Here is a 16442-nt window from a genome sequence, read left to right on the forward strand (position 1 = left end):
ATAACTTATCCACCAATTATTATACACGCTTTTTCATGGGAAAAAGCTTTGTTCACAAAAAAGTCGTCTTCCTAGAAAAATAAGGAAGACGACTTTTAATTAAAAGATTAAGTGCAATAAAGAGTAAAATAAAGCAGCTAAAGAAGCTGAAATAGGAAGTGTAATAACCCAAGTAATTAACATGCGTTTTGCAGTTCCCCATTTTACACCTTTCACACGATGAGAAGCACCAACCCCTAAAATAGAAGAAGAGATAACGTGCGTCGTACTAACTGGTAAGTGAATGAATGTTGCCCCGAAAATAACAAGAGATGATGATAAATCGGCAGCTACACCATTTACAGGACGAATTTTCATAATTTGTCCACCGACAGTTTTAATAATTTTCCATCCACCGACAGAAGTACCAAGACCCATTGCAATCGCACAAGATAATTGTACCCAGAACGGGATGTCGCTAGAAGTATGGTAGCTATTAGCCATAAGAGCCATCGTAATAATTCCCATTGCTTTTTGCGCATCATTCGTACCGTGTGTATAAGCTTGTAATGCAGCAGTGAAAATCTGGAACAAACGGAAATTTTTGTTCGTCTTCGTTAGATTGAAGTTTTTAAAGACGACTTTAAAAATACTGTATACAATATAACCGATAACAAAAGCGATAATCGGTGAAATGATTAAAGCCTCAAGAATTTTTATGAAACCTTTAAAGTTTAATGAACTAAAACCAGCAGCAGCGATAGCTGCACCTGCGATCGAGCCAATGATTGCATGCGAAGAACTACTTGGAATACCGTAGTACCAAGTAATTAAATTCCATGCTATTGCCGCAAGTAAAGCAGCTAAAATTACAAGAGAACCATTTGGTAAAGCGAATGGATCAACGATATCTTTTGTAATCGTTTTTGCTACACCTGTAAATGTCATTGCACCTAAAAAGTTCATAATAGCTGCCATAACAATTGCATGTCTAGGCTTTAGAGCTTTCGTTGAAACAGCCGTTGCAATAGCGTTTGCTGTATCGTGAAATCCATTGATAAAGTCAAAAGCTAAAGCGCAAATGACTACTAAAACGGTCAGTATCAAGAGTGTATCCATGATCAAACTCCTTACGCGTTCTTCATAATAATTGTTTCTAGTACGTTTGCAACGCTTTGGCAGCTATCCGCTACTTCTTCAAGCTCTTCGTAAATCTCTTTGTATTGAATAATCTTAATCGGATCTTTTTCACGAGAGAATAAGTGTTTAATCGCATGACGGCGAATATCATCACATTGTGATTCGTAATCCTTAATCTTAATCGCATTTGTACGAATGTCGACTAATTTTTTGTTAGACATTAATTCAACAGAGTTTGCAATTTCAATCGCACATTGATTAATTGCTTCTACGAATTTAATCATGTATTCATCAGCTTCTGTAATAGAATACATTTCGAATAGACCAGCACTATGATCTAATCCGTCTAATACATCATCCATACTCATTGCAAGTTGTAGGATGTCCTCACGTTCAATAGGAGTAATAAACGCTTTGTTTAGCTCCATAATGATTTCGTGAATAAATGAGTCACCTTTTGACTCATACTCTTTCATGCGCATAGAAAACTCTTTTAAATCGCTAGCATTTTTAATTTTATACTCCACGAAAAACTGCGCGCCTTCTTTTAAATTTTCGGAAACATTCATTAACATTTCAGAAAATTTATCTTTTTTTGATTTAAAGACCATTATTAGTTACCCCCACAAAAGTAATATATGTAAAATATATTGGCTAGTCAATTCTAACAAAAAACTGTCGTTTTTTAAAACATTTTATCGAAAAGTTTACAAAAACTTAACATAACTCTTATTGTTGTATTAATAATATTAATAATCAATATTGAATATCTTACTTGTAGAATGTCCTTTTCTTGCAAAAAGTATGAATGTGAAAGAAAAGCTTTACACTACAGGAAAGACTACGTTATTATAATAAATTTAAAAGGAGGTATATTCTTCCTTTTGAAAAGAAGAGTGTAAACAAACGAAGGAAGTGAACGAATGAAATTGAAGAACACTCATTTTAAAAAAATGCAGGAGTGGTTCAATAAGAGAAAGAAACTTCGTAATTCATTAATTGTATTAGGAAGTTTACTTGCTACTCTATTTATTGCTATAAATATAATAATTTCCATTCAAGACATATCTGAATTAAAACAAGCTGTTCCGCAACCGACCTTAATTTATGATGCAAATAATGAAGTTGCGACTAAATTAGCTTCTTCTAAAACAGAAGGCGTTAAAAGGAAAGATATTCCTGACGTTATGGTTCAGGCAATTGTTGCAGTAGAAGATAAGGAATTTTTTAACCATCATGGTATTTATTACAGTGGAATTATAAGTGCAGTTTTTAAAAATATTACAGCAGGAGAAGTTGTAGCGGGGGGGAGTACAATTACACAACAACTTGCGAAAAATGTATTTCTAACACAAGACCGCACATACTCTCGAAAAATAAAGGAATATTTTTTAACAAAAAAAATAGAGCGTACGTATACGAAAGATGAAATTATTGAAATGTATATGAACCAAATTTATTTTGGTGAAGGTGCTTGGGGGATAAAAAGGGCAGCTAAATCTTACTTTGATAAAGAGGTAAAAGATTTAACAATTTCAGAAGCGGCAACGATTGCAGGATTAATTAAAGCACCATCTGCGTATTCACCTTATAAAAACTTTAACAAGTCAATTGAAAGACGTAATGTCGTATTAAGTTTAATGAAAGAGCAAGGGTATATTTCTGACGAACAGTATAATAAAGAAAAAGAGAGCGGTCTTGTATTAAAACGTGGTGTGGATGATAAATACAAGGGAAAATACTCTCAATATGTAGACTATATTGTTAGAGAAGCGATGGACAAGTACGAATTAACACAAAATGAAATTTTAGCGGGTGGTTATCGTATTTATACAGAGCTTGATCCGAAAAAACAACAGGCTGTAGAAGATGTTGTGAATAATGATAGTTATTTCAAGGATAGTGGCTCAGACCAACTGATGCAAACGGGTGTAGTTCTTATGAACCCAAAAACAGGTGGTGTACCAGCTTTAGTTGGAGGAAGAGGGCCGTATCAATTTTTACAGTTTAACCATGCAACCCAATTAAAAAGACAGCCTGGCTCAACTTTAAAGCCCCTAGCCGTATATGTACCGGCGTTAGAGCAAGGGTATGAAGTATACGATATATTGAAAGATGAACCATTTAATATTAAAGAATATAAACCACAGAATAGTGATCATACTTTTCACGGTGATGTGACAATGTATGAAGCTGTGGCAAAGTCGTACAATGTTTCGGCTGTTTGGCTATTAGAACAAATTGGATTAGATAAAGGATTGAAATCTTTAGAGCGATTTGGTATTCCATTAGTGCCAGAAGATCGTACGTATCCGATCGCTTTAGGCGGTATGCATGTGGGGACATCTCCATTTGTAATGGCTCAAGCGTATAGTACATTTGCAAATGATGGTGTCCAAGTGGAAGCTCACGCGATTAGAGAGATACAAAATGCTGAAGGAGAAACGATTGGAAAGTGGTATAAGAAAGAGACACGAGTGACAAGTGAGAAAATTTCTCAAAAGATGACATATTTATTAAAAGGTGTTGTCGAAAAGGGAACGGGCGAAAAGGCGAAAGTTAATAACGTTGATACGGCAGGTAAGACAGGTACTACTCAAATTGTAAATGGACCAAGCACTGGTGCAAAGGATTCATGGTTTGTAGGATACACACCAGATTTAGTAGGTGCGATTTGGGTAGGATATGATAAAACAGATAGCGATCATTATATTCCAGGGGGCAGTCAAATTACGACAACAATGTTCCGGGATATTATGAAAAAAGCGAATGCCAATCCAGCTCAAAAAGCATTCCAGTTATCGCTCATATCTGAGGCGGATTATAAAAAACAATTGAATACAATAGACGAGGAAAAACGAAGAAAAGAAGAAGAGAAAAGAAGGAAAGAAGAGGAACAACAACGAAAAAAAGAACAACAAGAGTGGCTGGATAAAGTGAAAGAATGGATTCCTTCATTTTGGTAAAAGAAAGAGGCGAATAACGAAATTCGCCTCTTTTTTGTATGAAAAACAAAATGAAACTCTAATTGGTGGGGACTTTTTCTATTCCTACTAGTTATTAATTCATATCTATTGAGATACACGATATTACTCGTTAAGTATAATGTTCGTACTGCCATAGGATTCGGAATCGTATGTGACGATTATTTTGCCTTTACTAATAGGTTCATAAGGTAATTCTTCTTCGTAATTACCATTATTTTCATTGTGGATAGAGAGTGTAATTTCATCAATGTCTTTATTTGCATATTGATCTTTAATCGTTTCAGCGACTTGAAGTAACGCTTCGGAATTAGAAGCTTCCGTAATAAGCATTCCTTTTATAACTTTTTTTTCATTATTTGTGGCATTGGAATAAGGGATGTTGCTTTGTTTCGTATAAAAAAGTTTGTATGGAACAGTTTTTCTCTCTGCTTTTGATATAGTGGAATATTTTAGAGTTAAAAAAAATCCTACACATAAAATAATGCATACCATAAGAGCAAACCCAATGCGTATTAGTGACATAACTCTCATTTTCATCCCTCTTTCATATCTTTGACTTCACTACTTATCATACAAAATGAGGATTAAGATAGAGTAAATTTGAGGTAAAGAAACGTAAAGAAGGAGCACTTATCCTCCCAAATAAGTGCTCCTTTTTATATAAAGAGAGATTTAATAGACAATCAAAAACCTATTACTTATAAAGGTGCTTGGTCATTCCAAAATATTATTGGAAATTGTGGTTAGTAAATTCGGAAGATGGAAAGTATAGCAGTTGTTTCGCCTGTGTTAGGGATAGAAATAGTATTTGCTGTAGGCTGTACAGAAATTGTTGTGCCAGCTGTTAAAGTAACAATCGTTGAGAAAGAAACTGCACTACCGATAACGTTAGTTGAGAAATTACGAGTAGGTGGTTGGCCGTTAAATGAAAGACCGAAGCCAAATGGTGAAGAACCTGGGAAAGTTGTAGATGCAGAGAAACTAATATCATATACACCAGTTTCTAAAACAGTTAGAGTATCAGAACCATTAAAGGAGATATTTGCTAATTCAAATGTTTCATTAAATTGTATATTGCTTCCCGGTGATACAGTTTGTGCAATTGTGTTTCCTAATACAGCTGTAGTTACAGGAATTGGAGTACCCGTTGGTCCTGTTGCGCCAGTAGCACCAGTAGCACCAGCTGGTCCTTGAATACCTTGAGGTCCTTGAGGTCCAGTAGCGCCTTGAACACCTGCTGGTCCTTGAGGTCCAGTAGCACCAGTAGCACCAGTAGCACCTGTTGCTCCTCCGCCTCCAAGGCAACCTGATCCGTATTGAACTAGGATAGTTTGGATCTCTGTTATGAGTTTAACTAATTTGTCAATCGTACAACAATCTACTTTGAATAACTTAGCGATATACAATAAATAATTAAGCAGGCTTTGTAGCTCAACGTACAATGCTCCGCATGAGAAAGATGTTGTTTTTAAAATAGTTAATAGATTAGCAATAATAGAATTTCCAATTTGTTTTTGTGCTGGAGATAAATCTAAGCAATTAAGGAATTTTTGTAGGTTATTTAAGGCAGCGATTAAGTTATCGATATTATTTTGAGAAGGGTTTTGAAAGACAGCTTGAATAGCTTGACCAAGAGCTTGAAGAAGTCTAACGAATTCTGTAAGTTTGGACTTAGAAATGTTAATATGACTACAAGCTCTGACTTCGCAACAATCATTACCATAAAATACTTTTCCTTTATTTTTATTGTTTATCTTTTCATTCCTTTCTTTCATAGAATCAATAGTCATTACTATATATTAAAATGAAATTTATACTAAATTTGTGATGGACAAACTACTATTTCTAAAAAAATAAGTAATTGACCTAACTAGCAAAAGATAAGTAAGGTATAGGGAAGGTTTTGTATAATGTAAAGAAGAAAAATTCAACATAAAAAACTGCATGCTAATTGTTGGGAATGTTGAACAATTGGCATGCAGTTCGTGGATTGATTCTTTATTTGTATTGATTTAATTTTTCAATGGCTGTTTTAGGTAAGATTGGAATTGAAATAGTGAAAGTTGTACCATCTTCATTACTAGTCATTTTTAATGTACCGTTATGATTTTGGATGATTTTCTTCGTTACTGACAAGCCCAGCCCTGTACCTGAATCTTTTGTTGAGAAGAACGGATCAAAGATATATTCTTGAATGGCTGGAGGAATACCAATCCCATTATCAGTGAAAGTAATACGAGCAAAGTTATCTAGGCGATAACTAGTGATTTGGATAGAAAGTTTTTTTTCACCTTGAGCATCGACAGCGTTTTGAAATAGGTTTAAAAAAACTTGCACAAGTTCGTGACGATCGATATGGACTAATACATCATCTAATTCGGTAGAAAAATTATAATCAATTGAAATGTTATGTAAAAAGACTTCACTAGCTAGTAACTGTTGAATATACTCACGTAAAAATGTATTAATGGGAAAGGGTTCTCTTGTAAATTCGCGTGTTTTTGAAATAGATAAAAATTTTGTAATAATACTATTTGCGCGATCTAATTCAGGAATGAGTAAGTTTTTAAATAGTTCTTTATTAGATGGAGAAACACTTTCTTGTAAAAATTGTAAATAACCTCGTACGGTTGTAAGAGGATTACGTACTTCATGTGCAATACCAGCTGCGATTCGCCCTGCTAACGAAAATTTTTCTGCATCACGTTCTGAGTTTAAATAATGAAAGACGCTAATAACTCTAAAAATCTCTCCGTTATAATCACGAATAATTCGGTTGTTTAAAATGCCATAGTTTTTGTCTAAAACTTCTTCATTATATATTTCTGTGCCAGTTCTTAATGTTTCAAGAGCTTTAATTTTCTCTTCTGGCAATTTTAGTAGTTGTTGAATGGGTTTTCCAATTATATCATTTCGTACTACACCAAAATCATCTGCGGCAATTTGATTACATAAAGTTATATTTCCTTTATTATCAACAAAGGTTACATGATGTGAAAAAGCATCAAAAATATGAACAAAGTATGTTTCAAGTTGTTCAAATAAAAATAATGAATCGCAAGTAAGTTGAAAATCAGCTTCTTTATTTTCTTTTCGTATGCCTTGAATAGAATGAGTCGTTCTCGTTTTCTTTATTTGTAAACCAATATGTGGATTTTTGTATGTGAAATGATGTGGTAATTGATTCACAAGTTCTTCATAAAAACGCACTTTATTTTCTAATTCTTCTATTCGTTTTTCATAAGATACAATATCATCGTTTGGAAGCATAAATAAATAACCCCTCAATTTAAAAATTCTTCCATCTAGTATATCATATTTTTATACGGATACTCTGAAAGAAGGGCTACTTAATGAAATTGATTAGTCGAAGTGTTTAGGAAGTGAGTAGAATGAATAGAAGGTGAAGTGAAAAAGGGAGGGATATAGTTGCTTTTCATTGGAGTAACAGGATGGGGAGATCATGCTTCTTTATATATAGATTCCTATGAAAATAGAAATAAATTACGAACATATAGTGAGCATTTTCCTATTGTAGAAGTAGATAGTTCATTTTATGCGATGCAACCCACACGAAACTATACAAAATGGGCAATGGAGACACCGAAAAATTTTTCTTTTGTCGTAAAAGCATATCAAGGGATGACGGGGCATATGAAAGGTGAAATTCCTTTTTCTACGTTTGACGAAATGTTTGATGTATATAAACAATCTATTCTTCCTTTAATAGAAGCTGGTAAATTAAAAACGATTTTATTTCAATATCCACCATGGTTTGATTGTAAAAAGAAAAATGTAGATTTTCTTCGATATACGAAAGAAAAAATGGAAGGTTTGCCATGTGCTATAGAATTTCGGAATCAAACATGGTTTTATCCGGAAATGAGAGATAAGACGCTACAGTTTTTGGAACACGAGAAATGGATTCATACCATTTGTGATGAGCCACAGGCCGGGATAGGTTCGGTACCGCTCGTATTAGAAGTAACAAATGCAGAGATGGTGTTAATACGTTTTCATGGCCGAAATGTTCATGGCTGGCTTGATAAAGGAGAAAATTGGAGAGCGGTTCGTTGTTTATATCGCTACAATAATAAAGAATTAGAAGAATGGGTAGAAAGACTAGAGCAATTAAAAAAGAAGGCAAATGACATATATGTACTATTTAACAATAATTCGGGCGGAGATGCAGCAGATAATGCGAAACAGCTTATGAAAATGATGAACATTACATATGGTGAGCCGAAGCCCGAACAATTAAATTTGTTTGAATGATAATAAACAAGAAAGGCACTGTACAAACAGGGGGAATGTACAGTGCCTTTCTATATGAAAAAGAGGGGTAACAATGTTACTGAGCGTTTGGTTGATTCATCAATTGTTGGCTTCGTAATAAATGATAATGGTTATCATTATCATTGTCAATGGTTTTCCGAAAAATAAATAAAAAACTTTTTATGAGATATTAAAAGTAGGTAGATTTCTAAAAAGTATGGGTAACGTAAAGTAGTTTTTTAGGGGATTTAGTAAATCACTGATAACGTATCAAAAAAAAGAACAGCAATTAATGCTGTTCTTTTTCAGTGACGAATTGTTGTAAATCAAAAGGAGTTATCGCTTGGATAAATTCTTTTGAGATAAGTGTTTGAACAAGAGTGCTCTCAGAAATGGAAGCACCTGTTTTCTTTTCATAAGATTGTTTTAATAAATCAAGTTTTTCAGCCGTTTCTTTCGGTAATTCAATTGTTAATGTGTTCATAATTTCTCCCCCTTACTATTAGAGTACCACTACAATATAGGAGAGACAAGGGAAGAGAATGTGAAACATAAAAAAGGTTACCATTTATAAATGGTAACCTTTTTTATGTATAAGAGTTATTAAGCAATACCGATATACTTTAAAGTTTTTGATGGAGTACTATGATCAAAGAAGTGTTGTAAAAATGCGATATCAACACCTGATTTGTATGCACAATATCCCCAAGTTTTTCGAAGTGTATGTGAGCTAATCCCTTCTAATCCAACTTCTTTTGCAGCTTTGTTTAAAATGTACCATGCATGTTGTCTCGTAATAGATTTTGTTCCTTTTTGAGACTTTAATAATGGTTCATTACGTTTCCAAGTTTTACGTTCTTTCATGTAGTCTTCGATCGCGTGCTGTAAGTCTTCATTTACAGCAAACCATTTATGTTTCTTTACTTTTTCATTGTAAAATAAAATGGAATGGCGAACATTTTCATTTTCATCGATTACATCACTAACTTTTAATTGTAAGATTTCACTTACTTTTAAGCCAGAATTCACAGCTAATACGAATAATAAGCCATCACGTTTCGAAGATTGTAAAAGTATATTTTTGATAGTTTCTAATTGTTTTTCATTTTGAATTGGTTGTCCTGCTTGTTTCATTTCACGCACTCTCCTCTTTTATATGTGTAAAGGAAAGGATTAACTTGTTTCTTACTATAAAGGGAGAGTGTGAATTTCATGTGAACTCCTAGTGAAATTAAGACAAATTATTTGACTTCTTTTACTTTTTGTAAATTAAAGTAGAATACAACACTATTAGTCGTGTTATATACACCGTAGTCGGCGTGGTGGAGGTCTAATATGTTTTTTACAATAGATAATCCGAGACCAGTACCACCAGTATGACGGCTACGAGATGCATCTAAACGGTAGAAACGATCCCAAATTTTTTCAAGACTTTCTTCTGGGATAGGGTTTCCTGTGTTTTCGATTTGTACTTTTACTGTATTTTCCATTTCTAAAACAGTGACTTGTATTTTTTCCCCATCTGGCGTATATCGAATTGCATTGCTAAGTAAGTTCACAACGACTTGTTCAATACGACTACGATTCGCTTGAACAAATATAGAAGAGTCTACATCTATGTTCACTTGTAAATGCTTTTCTTCCATGCTAAATAATAACTTTGTATAGACTTGTTGAATTAATTCACCGATCGAGAATGTCGTCATATCTAGTTTGTACGTACCTGATTCTAATTTTGCTAATTCTAACATTTCAACAATAAGTCTGTTCATATTTTCGGTTTCTTCTAAAATAACATCTGTGTAATACGTCGTATCTTTACTAACGCCATCTTTAATTCCTTCTGCGAAACTTCTAATTACACTAAGAGGTGTTTTTAATTCGTGTGATACACCAGAAATGAATTCTTTTCGCGTTTTCTCTAATTGACGTTCACGTTCAATATCTTGTTGTAATTTTGTATTGGCAACATTTAATCGATCGATTCGGTCTTTTAAGTTTACAGATAACGTATTAATACTACCGGAAAGCCCGCCAATCTCATCGTCTGCTGTTACAGGTAATTTCTCGCTAAAATCAAAATTGGCCATTTTCTTTGTAACGCGATTCATTTTAATTAATGGCTTCACAATGATTTTTGAGTAGTAGAAGGATAATAAAATAATTACGAGAAATACGATGATTAAGGCATAGACATAATAATCCTTTAAAACGAGCATCGCCTCATTAACAGGTTGTAAAGATGCTATCGCAAAAGCGTATTCTGTAATTTTTCCATTTTCCACAATAGGTTTTACAAAGATGCTATTTTTTATATTCTCTTCACCATCTAGTAGAAAATAGCTTAATTGGTGCGAGTTAGCAGTGCCATTTCTAATAATGTCTGCAAAGTATTGAACGGCTTGTAATGTTTCAAAATCATTTGCAAGACGAACATCCGCTTTGGATGGAAGCTGTAACTTAGAAACAATACCAGTAAACTCAATTTGAGTCACAGTTTTAGAGCGGCTTGTAAGTCTATTTTTAGCAGGATTGCCATTAATGGATTGAAAATCTGAGTTGATATTTTCGTTTTGCCATCGATTATAGTTTGTTGTCAATTCTAGTGGTGTTATGGTGGAATCTTGTACAAAACCGACGACGTTTATCATCCCATCTTTTTTCAATCCTAAGTTTTCGAATTTATTATATTCTTCGGGCGTTAAAACATTATTGAGTGGAATGGAATATGCTTTATTATTTTTAGGGTTAATTACATCAATGTAGAAATTATTGTCACTTTTAATAATGCCGTTCGTATTTAAAAACTGCATTTCAGCATTTGTTTTATTATGAAACTCTTGTTTTAGTTTTCGAATTTCCTCATAAGTTTTACCACTTTTTTCGTAAGTATCTACGAAATCCTCAAAAGCAGTTTGAACTGTTTTTACTTTTTTATTAATATAAAATTTCTCTAAAAATAGAGATTGTCCTAGGAAAAATAGGAGGAATATGATTGTAAATAATGTCGATGTTAATAAAAATAGTTTAAAAACGATACTTCTGTTTTTCACTGCGTCACCTCTTGTGAGAAATACTGTAAATGATTTCTTTATTATAACAAACGTTACAAAAAAGTAGAGGAGAAAATCTGTCTCTTTTGAAAGTAGTTTTTAATAAAAAGTCATATAAAAAGAACTCGACAGACGTATGACGAGTTCTTTAATGTACTATTATTGAATTGCTGCATCTAAAGCAATTTCAATCATTTCGTTAAATGTAGTTTGACGCTCTTCAGATGTTGTTTCTTCACCAGTAAAGATGTGATCGCTTACTGTTAAGACAGATAACGCATTTACACCGTATTTCGCTGCTAAAGTGTAAAGAGCAGTTGTTTCCATTTCTACTGCTAGTACACCGTAATCTCCAAGTTTTTTAACTATGTCCATGCTTTCACGATAAAATACATCTGCTGTTAAAACATTACCAACACGAACGTGTAAGCCTTTTTCAGTTCCAGCATCGTAAGCTTTCTTTAAAAGGTCAAAGTTTGCAGCTGGTGCAAAATCAAAACCTGGGAATGTTAAACGGTTCATATTAGAATCCGTACAAGCTGTCATTGCAATAATAACGTCACGTACTTTTACGTCTTTTTGAATAGCACCGCAAGTTCCAACGCGAATTAAATTTTTAACTCCATAGCTTTGGATTAATTCGTTTACATAAATAGAAATAGAAGGAACACCCATACCTGTACCTTGAACAGATACACGTTTTCCTTTATAAGTTCCAGTGAAACCTAACATACCACGCACGTTATTATAGCATGTAACGTCCTCTAGAAATGTTTCCGCAATATATTTTGCACGTAGTGGATCACCAGGTAATAGAATAGATTCAGCAATTTCGCCTTGTTTTGCTTCAATATGTACACTCATGAATAGTCCTCCTTATAATGTATTGATAGAAATCAATATCATTTGCATTATACACTACGAATCCTTTCAATTAAAATCTTTTTATTATTTGTAATATGTGCAAAACAGGAGGATTTCATAAATCATAATCTAGAATATATATGTAAGAAGTTTTGTATGAACAGAGACAATAAAAATGGTAGGTGATCTTTTGAAAAATCTTGTCATTGGACTTGTTGCTTTGCTATTTATTGTAGTAGGCGGATTTTACATAAAAAAGTATCAGGAAACTACAGAGACTGTAGGTGATGTTCAGGAAGTAAAATGGGATGTGGCATATGGAAAAGGAAATGAGAAAGTAGATATTTCATTTCAATTACTAAATAATAAAAATAACGAAGTTCGTGGTGTGAATGATGAAATTCAGGCAGTTATTGTAGACGGACAATTAAAGCATGTACAACAAATGAAACCTACATTTGCAGGGAATGGATCATATAAGGTCTCTTCCAAAATAGCGAAAGATGACAGATATACAATATTTTTATATGAAGATAAAAACAAATCTATGAAATCATTTGCGAAGAAAGACTTTGGGAGAGAAGTAGAAGAGAAAACTAAGAAAAAAGTAAGATTTCCAATTGATAGTGTGCTAACAAAAAAAATAGGTGAGTATGAAGTTTCTCTTTTATTTGGTGCATTGCATCCGAATGAACCAGCGACGTTAACATTTCAATTCCAAGCGAAAAAGGGAGAAAAGTTGAAATTACATTCAGAGAGGGGCGAAGTGGAGGCGCTTTATATTGTGGATGACGCGAGAGAAAACTTTTTATACGCAATACCTGTTGATACAGATGAGCAATTACAATATCGCATAACATTCCCTGTAGAAGGGACGTATAAAATATGGGGAGATTTCTATATAAATGGTAAGAAATATGAAAAAGAATTTATTGTACAAGTTCAAAAAAGAAAAAACAGCTAAATGCTTAGCTGTTTTTTCTTTTTCCTATTAACTTTGTTACTGAGAGCATTGTAATTGGTAAAGAATGATTCTTTCTAAATGCTAAATATTTACCGCTCCATGCTGGTTTATATTTTTCTTTAAAATGTCGTAACCCGCTGAAACTATACGTATATCGAACATTATTAAAGATGGCAGCAGCAACTCGCTCAGACCAGAAAGACTGTGTCGATAAACCTACATTTGAAAGTGGTGCCATACCAATATTAAAGGAATGGTATTCATTTTCTTTTGCCCACTGGAATAGGTGGATGAAAATTGCATCCATAATGCCGCTAGGCGCATCTGGATAATAGCGCATTAAATCAACAGACAATGATCCGTCTTGATATACGGGCATAAATGTCGTGAATGCAATGATTTTTCCATCTGCATCAGATAATGTAGCGATAGGTGCTCGGCTAATATACTCATGATCAAAGTATCCGAGTGAAAAACCTTTCTCTTTTTTTCCGCCGAGCCACGCATCTGAAACTTTTCTTAGCTCTTCAAATAATTCGTTTGAGAACGGCGGCTGATGAATAGAGAATGTATAGCCTTCTCGTTCAAAACGGTTGAAAGTCGCTCGCATACCGGCACGTTTTTTTCCTGTTATTGTAAATGTGTTCAAATCAACGACAGCTTCTTCACCGAGCTTAAAGAAGTTATAACCGAAATCATGATATAAACTCATCCATTTACTTTCGATTTGGTAGAATACACAAATGTATCCAAATCGATCAGCCTCAGCTAAAAACTCTTGTAACACAGTACGGTAGGAGGAAGGATCTCCAATTGGATCCCCTAGCACAACAAGACGTTTTCCAGTTATAGAGAAGAGAAGGAGCGCTTTCCCATCACTACTGAAGAAGAATTGTTTATCTCCTAGAAATCCTAAATGACTAAGTACATTTCCATTATGCTCATCTAAAAAGTTTTGCAATCTTTTATCATTAGCTGGTTGCCCGGGAAATTCATTTCGATAACGATTGGCAATGAGTGAACCAATCAGTAAAAATGTAGGAACGAAAAAGGCAGCTGCTAATGCACTTCGTTTCACTTGCGTAATATTACGAACAACAAAATCGGGTTTAAAAGCCTCTTTTGCACCTGCAAATAAAATACCTAAGTTCTTATATAAATATAAAGTTACAAGTAAGAATATAACAACTTTTACCATATCAGAAAGTGAGACTTCCATTTTCTCGCGTACAAATCTTTTACGAAGCATATATAATACAGCGAGTACAATTAATAAAATAAACGTTTCTTCAATATCAATCCCTTTTAGCGTATTAAAGATGGCTGCTCCGATTAAAGAAATAATCGTCATATAGTAAGAACGTTTTGTTCCATAATATATGCCTCGTGAAAGGATCAGGAGGAGAATACCGAATGTTAGTGATAAGCTAAAAGAAAATTGAATAAGATGTTTTGGAGCTAGAATATGTAAGGCGTGTGCTCTGTTTATACTTGTCGGTAGAATGGTCGATAAAATAACCATAAGTCCAGCAAATACTGTTAAAGCAGCAGAGGCCCATGAACCTAGTTTCCCTAAAAAATCACGTTGCAAAGTCCATATAACACCAGTTGTTTCTAATGCAGGCGCAATAAAAGGTTTATCTTCAAACTTTTTAATGGCCACGCCTGTCATTTCAAAAGCTGCAAAAATAAGGCCAAGGCAGAAAGGTAAAATGTAATAGACGAGGCGATACAATAACATAGCAGGTAGTAATACGCCTGTATCAATGCCGTACTGTCCGAGCCCAGTTAAAAAGACAAGATCGAATGAACCAAGTCCTCCAGGTACAAGACTAACAACACCAGCTAAAGCAGCAATTACATACACACCTAAAAACTTTTGAAATTCAATATCGATACCAAATAATATTAGTATGACGTACATAACAATACCGGCAGATACCCACTCAACTAATGAAACTAATGAGTATAAAACAGTTGGATTGTTCTCTTCTTCTCCTTCTTCTTCTTCTTGTCCTTCGGTTTGCTTTGGTTTTCTATTTTTTAGTTTAGAAAAGCCAATGTATATAGGAACGAAAAGGGCGAAGAAGATAAGAACAGGCCATAGCCACGGTTTTTCATGCAAAATAAAACTCGTGTCTAATATTCCAATAAGACCGAGGAAAGAAAGAATTGCTAGTCCGTTAATAAAAGCAGTTGTCATCCAGGCGATGCTTTTAATAAGTTTGCCATTTTCTTTTATGTATGGACGATAAAGCATTGTGCGTACACCAGCTCCAACGAGACCACCAAATCCAATGAATCCATTTAAAGTATTAGCAATCCATGAGATGCGAAAAATCTTTTGGACTGGTATATCAGCTTTTACATAACGAAGCATAACATAGTCATAAAAGAACATTGTTGATACGGCAAATGCACCAAGTGTAACTGCTAAAAAGACTCCTCCGGTTGGAATGTTTTTAATTGTATTGATTGCTTCTAAAAAAGAAATGCCTGCTAATTCTTTTTTGGCTTGAAAGAATACAATTGTTAATACAACAAATGGGAAGATAATTTTCCCGATTTGTAAGAAACGTTTCCATGAAAACGACATAAATACAACTCTCCTTGTATAAGAAAACTGAGACAATAATATTATTATGACAAACTTCAAGAAAAATAAAAAGGTAAATTCCTGTATAAGGAAGCTATTTTTTATGACGGTTATATTTAAAAGAGTATTTCGTTTGTCAGAAAATTAAGTTAAAATGAATTGAAAGAAGGAAGAGAGGGGAAGTAGATGATTATAACAGGTTATGCGGGATATGAGTTAGAGAAAGAAAAGCCTAATACATCAGAAGATTTCTTTAATAGATCTGAAGTGACATATATATTAAATGATAAAGAAAGAACCTTTTCCGTTTTATACGTACGGTATTTTGAAGAAGTTTTACAAGAAATTACTCCTTTTGAAGGAAATCCAGTATGTAAAGTAGAAGAACAAGACATATATTTACGGGATATTGTAGCGATATGTTGTTTACTGAAAGAGAATGAACTTCGCATGCAAAAACGTTTGTATTTAAATAATATAGAAGAATTCCAACAATATTTTGATACGGGAACAGTGGTGAAAGTACAAGAAATATTGGCTGAATTACATAAAAATAAAAGAGTAGAAATAGCGTGAAATGGCAA

The 16442-nt window shown here is 33.7% G+C and carries 14 protein-coding genes; 4 read left to right on the forward strand and 10 right to left on the reverse strand.

The features are described from left to right. Positions 1-99: 99 nt before the first annotated feature. Positions 100-1098 (reverse strand): inorganic phosphate transporter, encoded by a 999-nt coding sequence (locus tag Q9B79_RS14725; protein WP_098670406.1) that lies wholly within the window; start codon positions 1096-1098, stop codon positions 100-102. An 11-nt stretch (positions 1099-1109) separates the two neighbouring features. Next, positions 1110-1730, reverse strand: coding sequence for a DUF47 domain-containing protein (locus Q9B79_RS14730; RefSeq protein ID WP_000231448.1), 621 nt, complete (start codon positions 1728-1730; stop codon positions 1110-1112). 312 nt (positions 1731-2042) lie between these two features. Here Q9B79_RS14730 and Q9B79_RS14735 point away from each other — a divergent pair, with 312 nt between their 5' ends. Continuing rightward, positions 2043-4085 (forward strand): transglycosylase domain-containing protein, encoded by a 2043-nt coding sequence (locus tag Q9B79_RS14735; protein WP_306185372.1) that lies wholly within the window; start codon positions 2043-2045, stop codon positions 4083-4085. Positions 4086-4208: 123 nt separating this feature from the next. Here the strand turns inward: Q9B79_RS14735 and Q9B79_RS14740 are convergent, their stop codons facing one another. The 3 genes from Q9B79_RS14740 to Q9B79_RS14750 all read right to left on the reverse strand — a co-directional run bounded on the left by Q9B79_RS14740 (position 4209) and on the right by Q9B79_RS14750 (position 7376). Continuing rightward, positions 4209-4637, reverse strand: a complete 429-nt coding sequence (locus tag Q9B79_RS14740) for a hypothetical protein (protein WP_306185374.1) — start codon at positions 4635-4637, stop codon at positions 4209-4211. Between the two features lie 212 nt (positions 4638-4849). Continuing rightward, complete coding sequence (locus tag Q9B79_RS14745) at positions 4850-5881, reverse strand: Gly-Xaa-Xaa repeat protein (protein ID WP_306185376.1); 1032 nt, start codon at positions 5879-5881, stop codon at positions 4850-4852. Between the two features lie 223 nt (positions 5882-6104). Continuing rightward, on the reverse strand, positions 6105-7376 hold the full coding sequence (locus Q9B79_RS14750) for an ATP-binding protein (protein ID WP_306185378.1): 1272 nt from the start codon (positions 7374-7376) through the stop codon (positions 6105-6107). 159 nt (positions 7377-7535) lie between these two features. Here Q9B79_RS14750 and Q9B79_RS14755 point away from each other — a divergent pair, with 159 nt between their 5' ends. After that, positions 7536-8381, forward strand: coding sequence for a DUF72 domain-containing protein (locus Q9B79_RS14755; RefSeq protein ID WP_306185380.1), 846 nt, complete (start codon positions 7536-7538; stop codon positions 8379-8381). 289 nt (positions 8382-8670) lie between these two features. On the opposite strand, the gene Q9B79_RS14760 is transcribed toward Q9B79_RS14755, so the two are convergent. From Q9B79_RS14760 to deoD, 4 genes are all read right to left on the reverse strand, one after another. Then, positions 8671-8865 (reverse strand): DUF3924 family protein, encoded by a 195-nt coding sequence (locus tag Q9B79_RS14760; RefSeq protein ID WP_306185382.1) that lies wholly within the window; start codon positions 8863-8865, stop codon positions 8671-8673. A 119-nt stretch (positions 8866-8984) separates the two neighbouring features. Beyond that, entirely contained in the window at positions 8985-9515 is a 531-nt protein-coding gene (locus tag Q9B79_RS14765; RefSeq protein ID WP_000806236.1) for a tyrosine-type recombinase/integrase, read from the reverse strand. A gap of 107 nt (positions 9516-9622) precedes the next feature. After that, positions 9623-11434 (reverse strand): sensor histidine kinase, encoded by a 1812-nt coding sequence (locus tag Q9B79_RS14770; RefSeq protein WP_306185385.1) that lies wholly within the window; start codon positions 11432-11434, stop codon positions 9623-9625. A gap of 159 nt (positions 11435-11593) precedes the next feature. Continuing rightward, positions 11594-12298, reverse strand: coding sequence for a purine-nucleoside phosphorylase (gene deoD / locus Q9B79_RS14775; RefSeq protein ID WP_306185387.1), 705 nt, complete (start codon positions 12296-12298; stop codon positions 11594-11596). 175 nt (positions 12299-12473) lie between these two features. Between deoD and Q9B79_RS14780 the strand changes: the two genes are divergently transcribed. Continuing rightward, positions 12474-13262 carry a hypothetical protein gene (locus Q9B79_RS14780; protein WP_306185389.1) on the forward strand — a complete coding sequence of 263 codons (789 nt, stop codon included), beginning with the start codon at positions 12474-12476 and terminating at the stop codon, positions 13260-13262. 4 nt (positions 13263-13266) lie between these two features. On the opposite strand, the gene mprF is transcribed toward Q9B79_RS14780, so the two are convergent. After that, entirely contained in the window at positions 13267-15858 is a 2592-nt protein-coding gene (gene mprF / locus Q9B79_RS14785) for a bifunctional lysylphosphatidylglycerol flippase/synthetase MprF (protein WP_306185391.1), read from the reverse strand. Between the two features lie 186 nt (positions 15859-16044). Here mprF and Q9B79_RS14790 point away from each other — a divergent pair, with 186 nt between their 5' ends. Further along, positions 16045-16434 (forward strand): hypothetical protein, encoded by a 390-nt coding sequence (locus tag Q9B79_RS14790; protein ID WP_306185393.1) that lies wholly within the window; start codon positions 16045-16047, stop codon positions 16432-16434. Positions 16435-16442 lie beyond the last annotated feature (8 nt).

The organism is Bacillus sp. MHSD_36 (assembly GCF_030757775.1).
In the GTDB taxonomy this organism is placed as follows: domain Bacteria; phylum Bacillota; class Bacilli; order Bacillales; family Bacillaceae_G; genus Bacillus_A.

Coding starts and splice junctions, on each gene's coding strand:
- Q9B79_RS14750 (WP_306185378.1), bottom strand. CDS start 7,376: ATGCTTCCAAACGATGATATTGTATCTTATGAAAAACGAATAGAAGAA.
- Q9B79_RS14740 (WP_306185374.1), bottom strand. CDS start 4,637: ATGAGAGTTATGTCACTAATACGCATTGGGTTTGCTCTTATGGTATGC.
- Q9B79_RS14760 (WP_306185382.1), bottom strand. CDS start 8,865: ATGAACACATTAACAATTGAATTACCGAAAGAAACGGCTGAAAAACTT.
- Q9B79_RS14780 (WP_306185389.1), top strand. CDS start 12,474: ATGGTAGGTGATCTTTTGAAAAATCTTGTCATTGGACTTGTTGCTTTG.
- deoD (WP_306185387.1), bottom strand. CDS start 12,298: ATGAGTGTACATATTGAAGCAAAACAAGGCGAAATTGCTGAATCTATT.
- mprF (WP_306185391.1), bottom strand. CDS start 15,858: ATGTCGTTTTCATGGAAACGTTTCTTACAAATCGGGAAAATTATCTTC.
- Q9B79_RS14735 (WP_306185372.1), top strand. CDS start 2,043: ATGAAATTGAAGAACACTCATTTTAAAAAAATGCAGGAGTGGTTCAAT.
- Q9B79_RS14745 (WP_306185376.1), bottom strand. CDS start 5,881: ATGAAAGAAAGGAATGAAAAGATAAACAATAAAAATAAAGGAAAAGTA.
- Q9B79_RS14790 (WP_306185393.1), top strand. CDS start 16,045: ATGATTATAACAGGTTATGCGGGATATGAGTTAGAGAAAGAAAAGCCT.
- Q9B79_RS14730 (WP_000231448.1), bottom strand. CDS start 1,730: ATGGTCTTTAAATCAAAAAAAGATAAATTTTCTGAAATGTTAATGAAT.
- Q9B79_RS14725 (WP_098670406.1), bottom strand. CDS start 1,098: ATGGATACACTCTTGATACTGACCGTTTTAGTAGTCATTTGCGCTTTA.
- Q9B79_RS14765 (WP_000806236.1), bottom strand. CDS start 9,515: ATGAAACAAGCAGGACAACCAATTCAAAATGAAAAACAATTAGAAACT.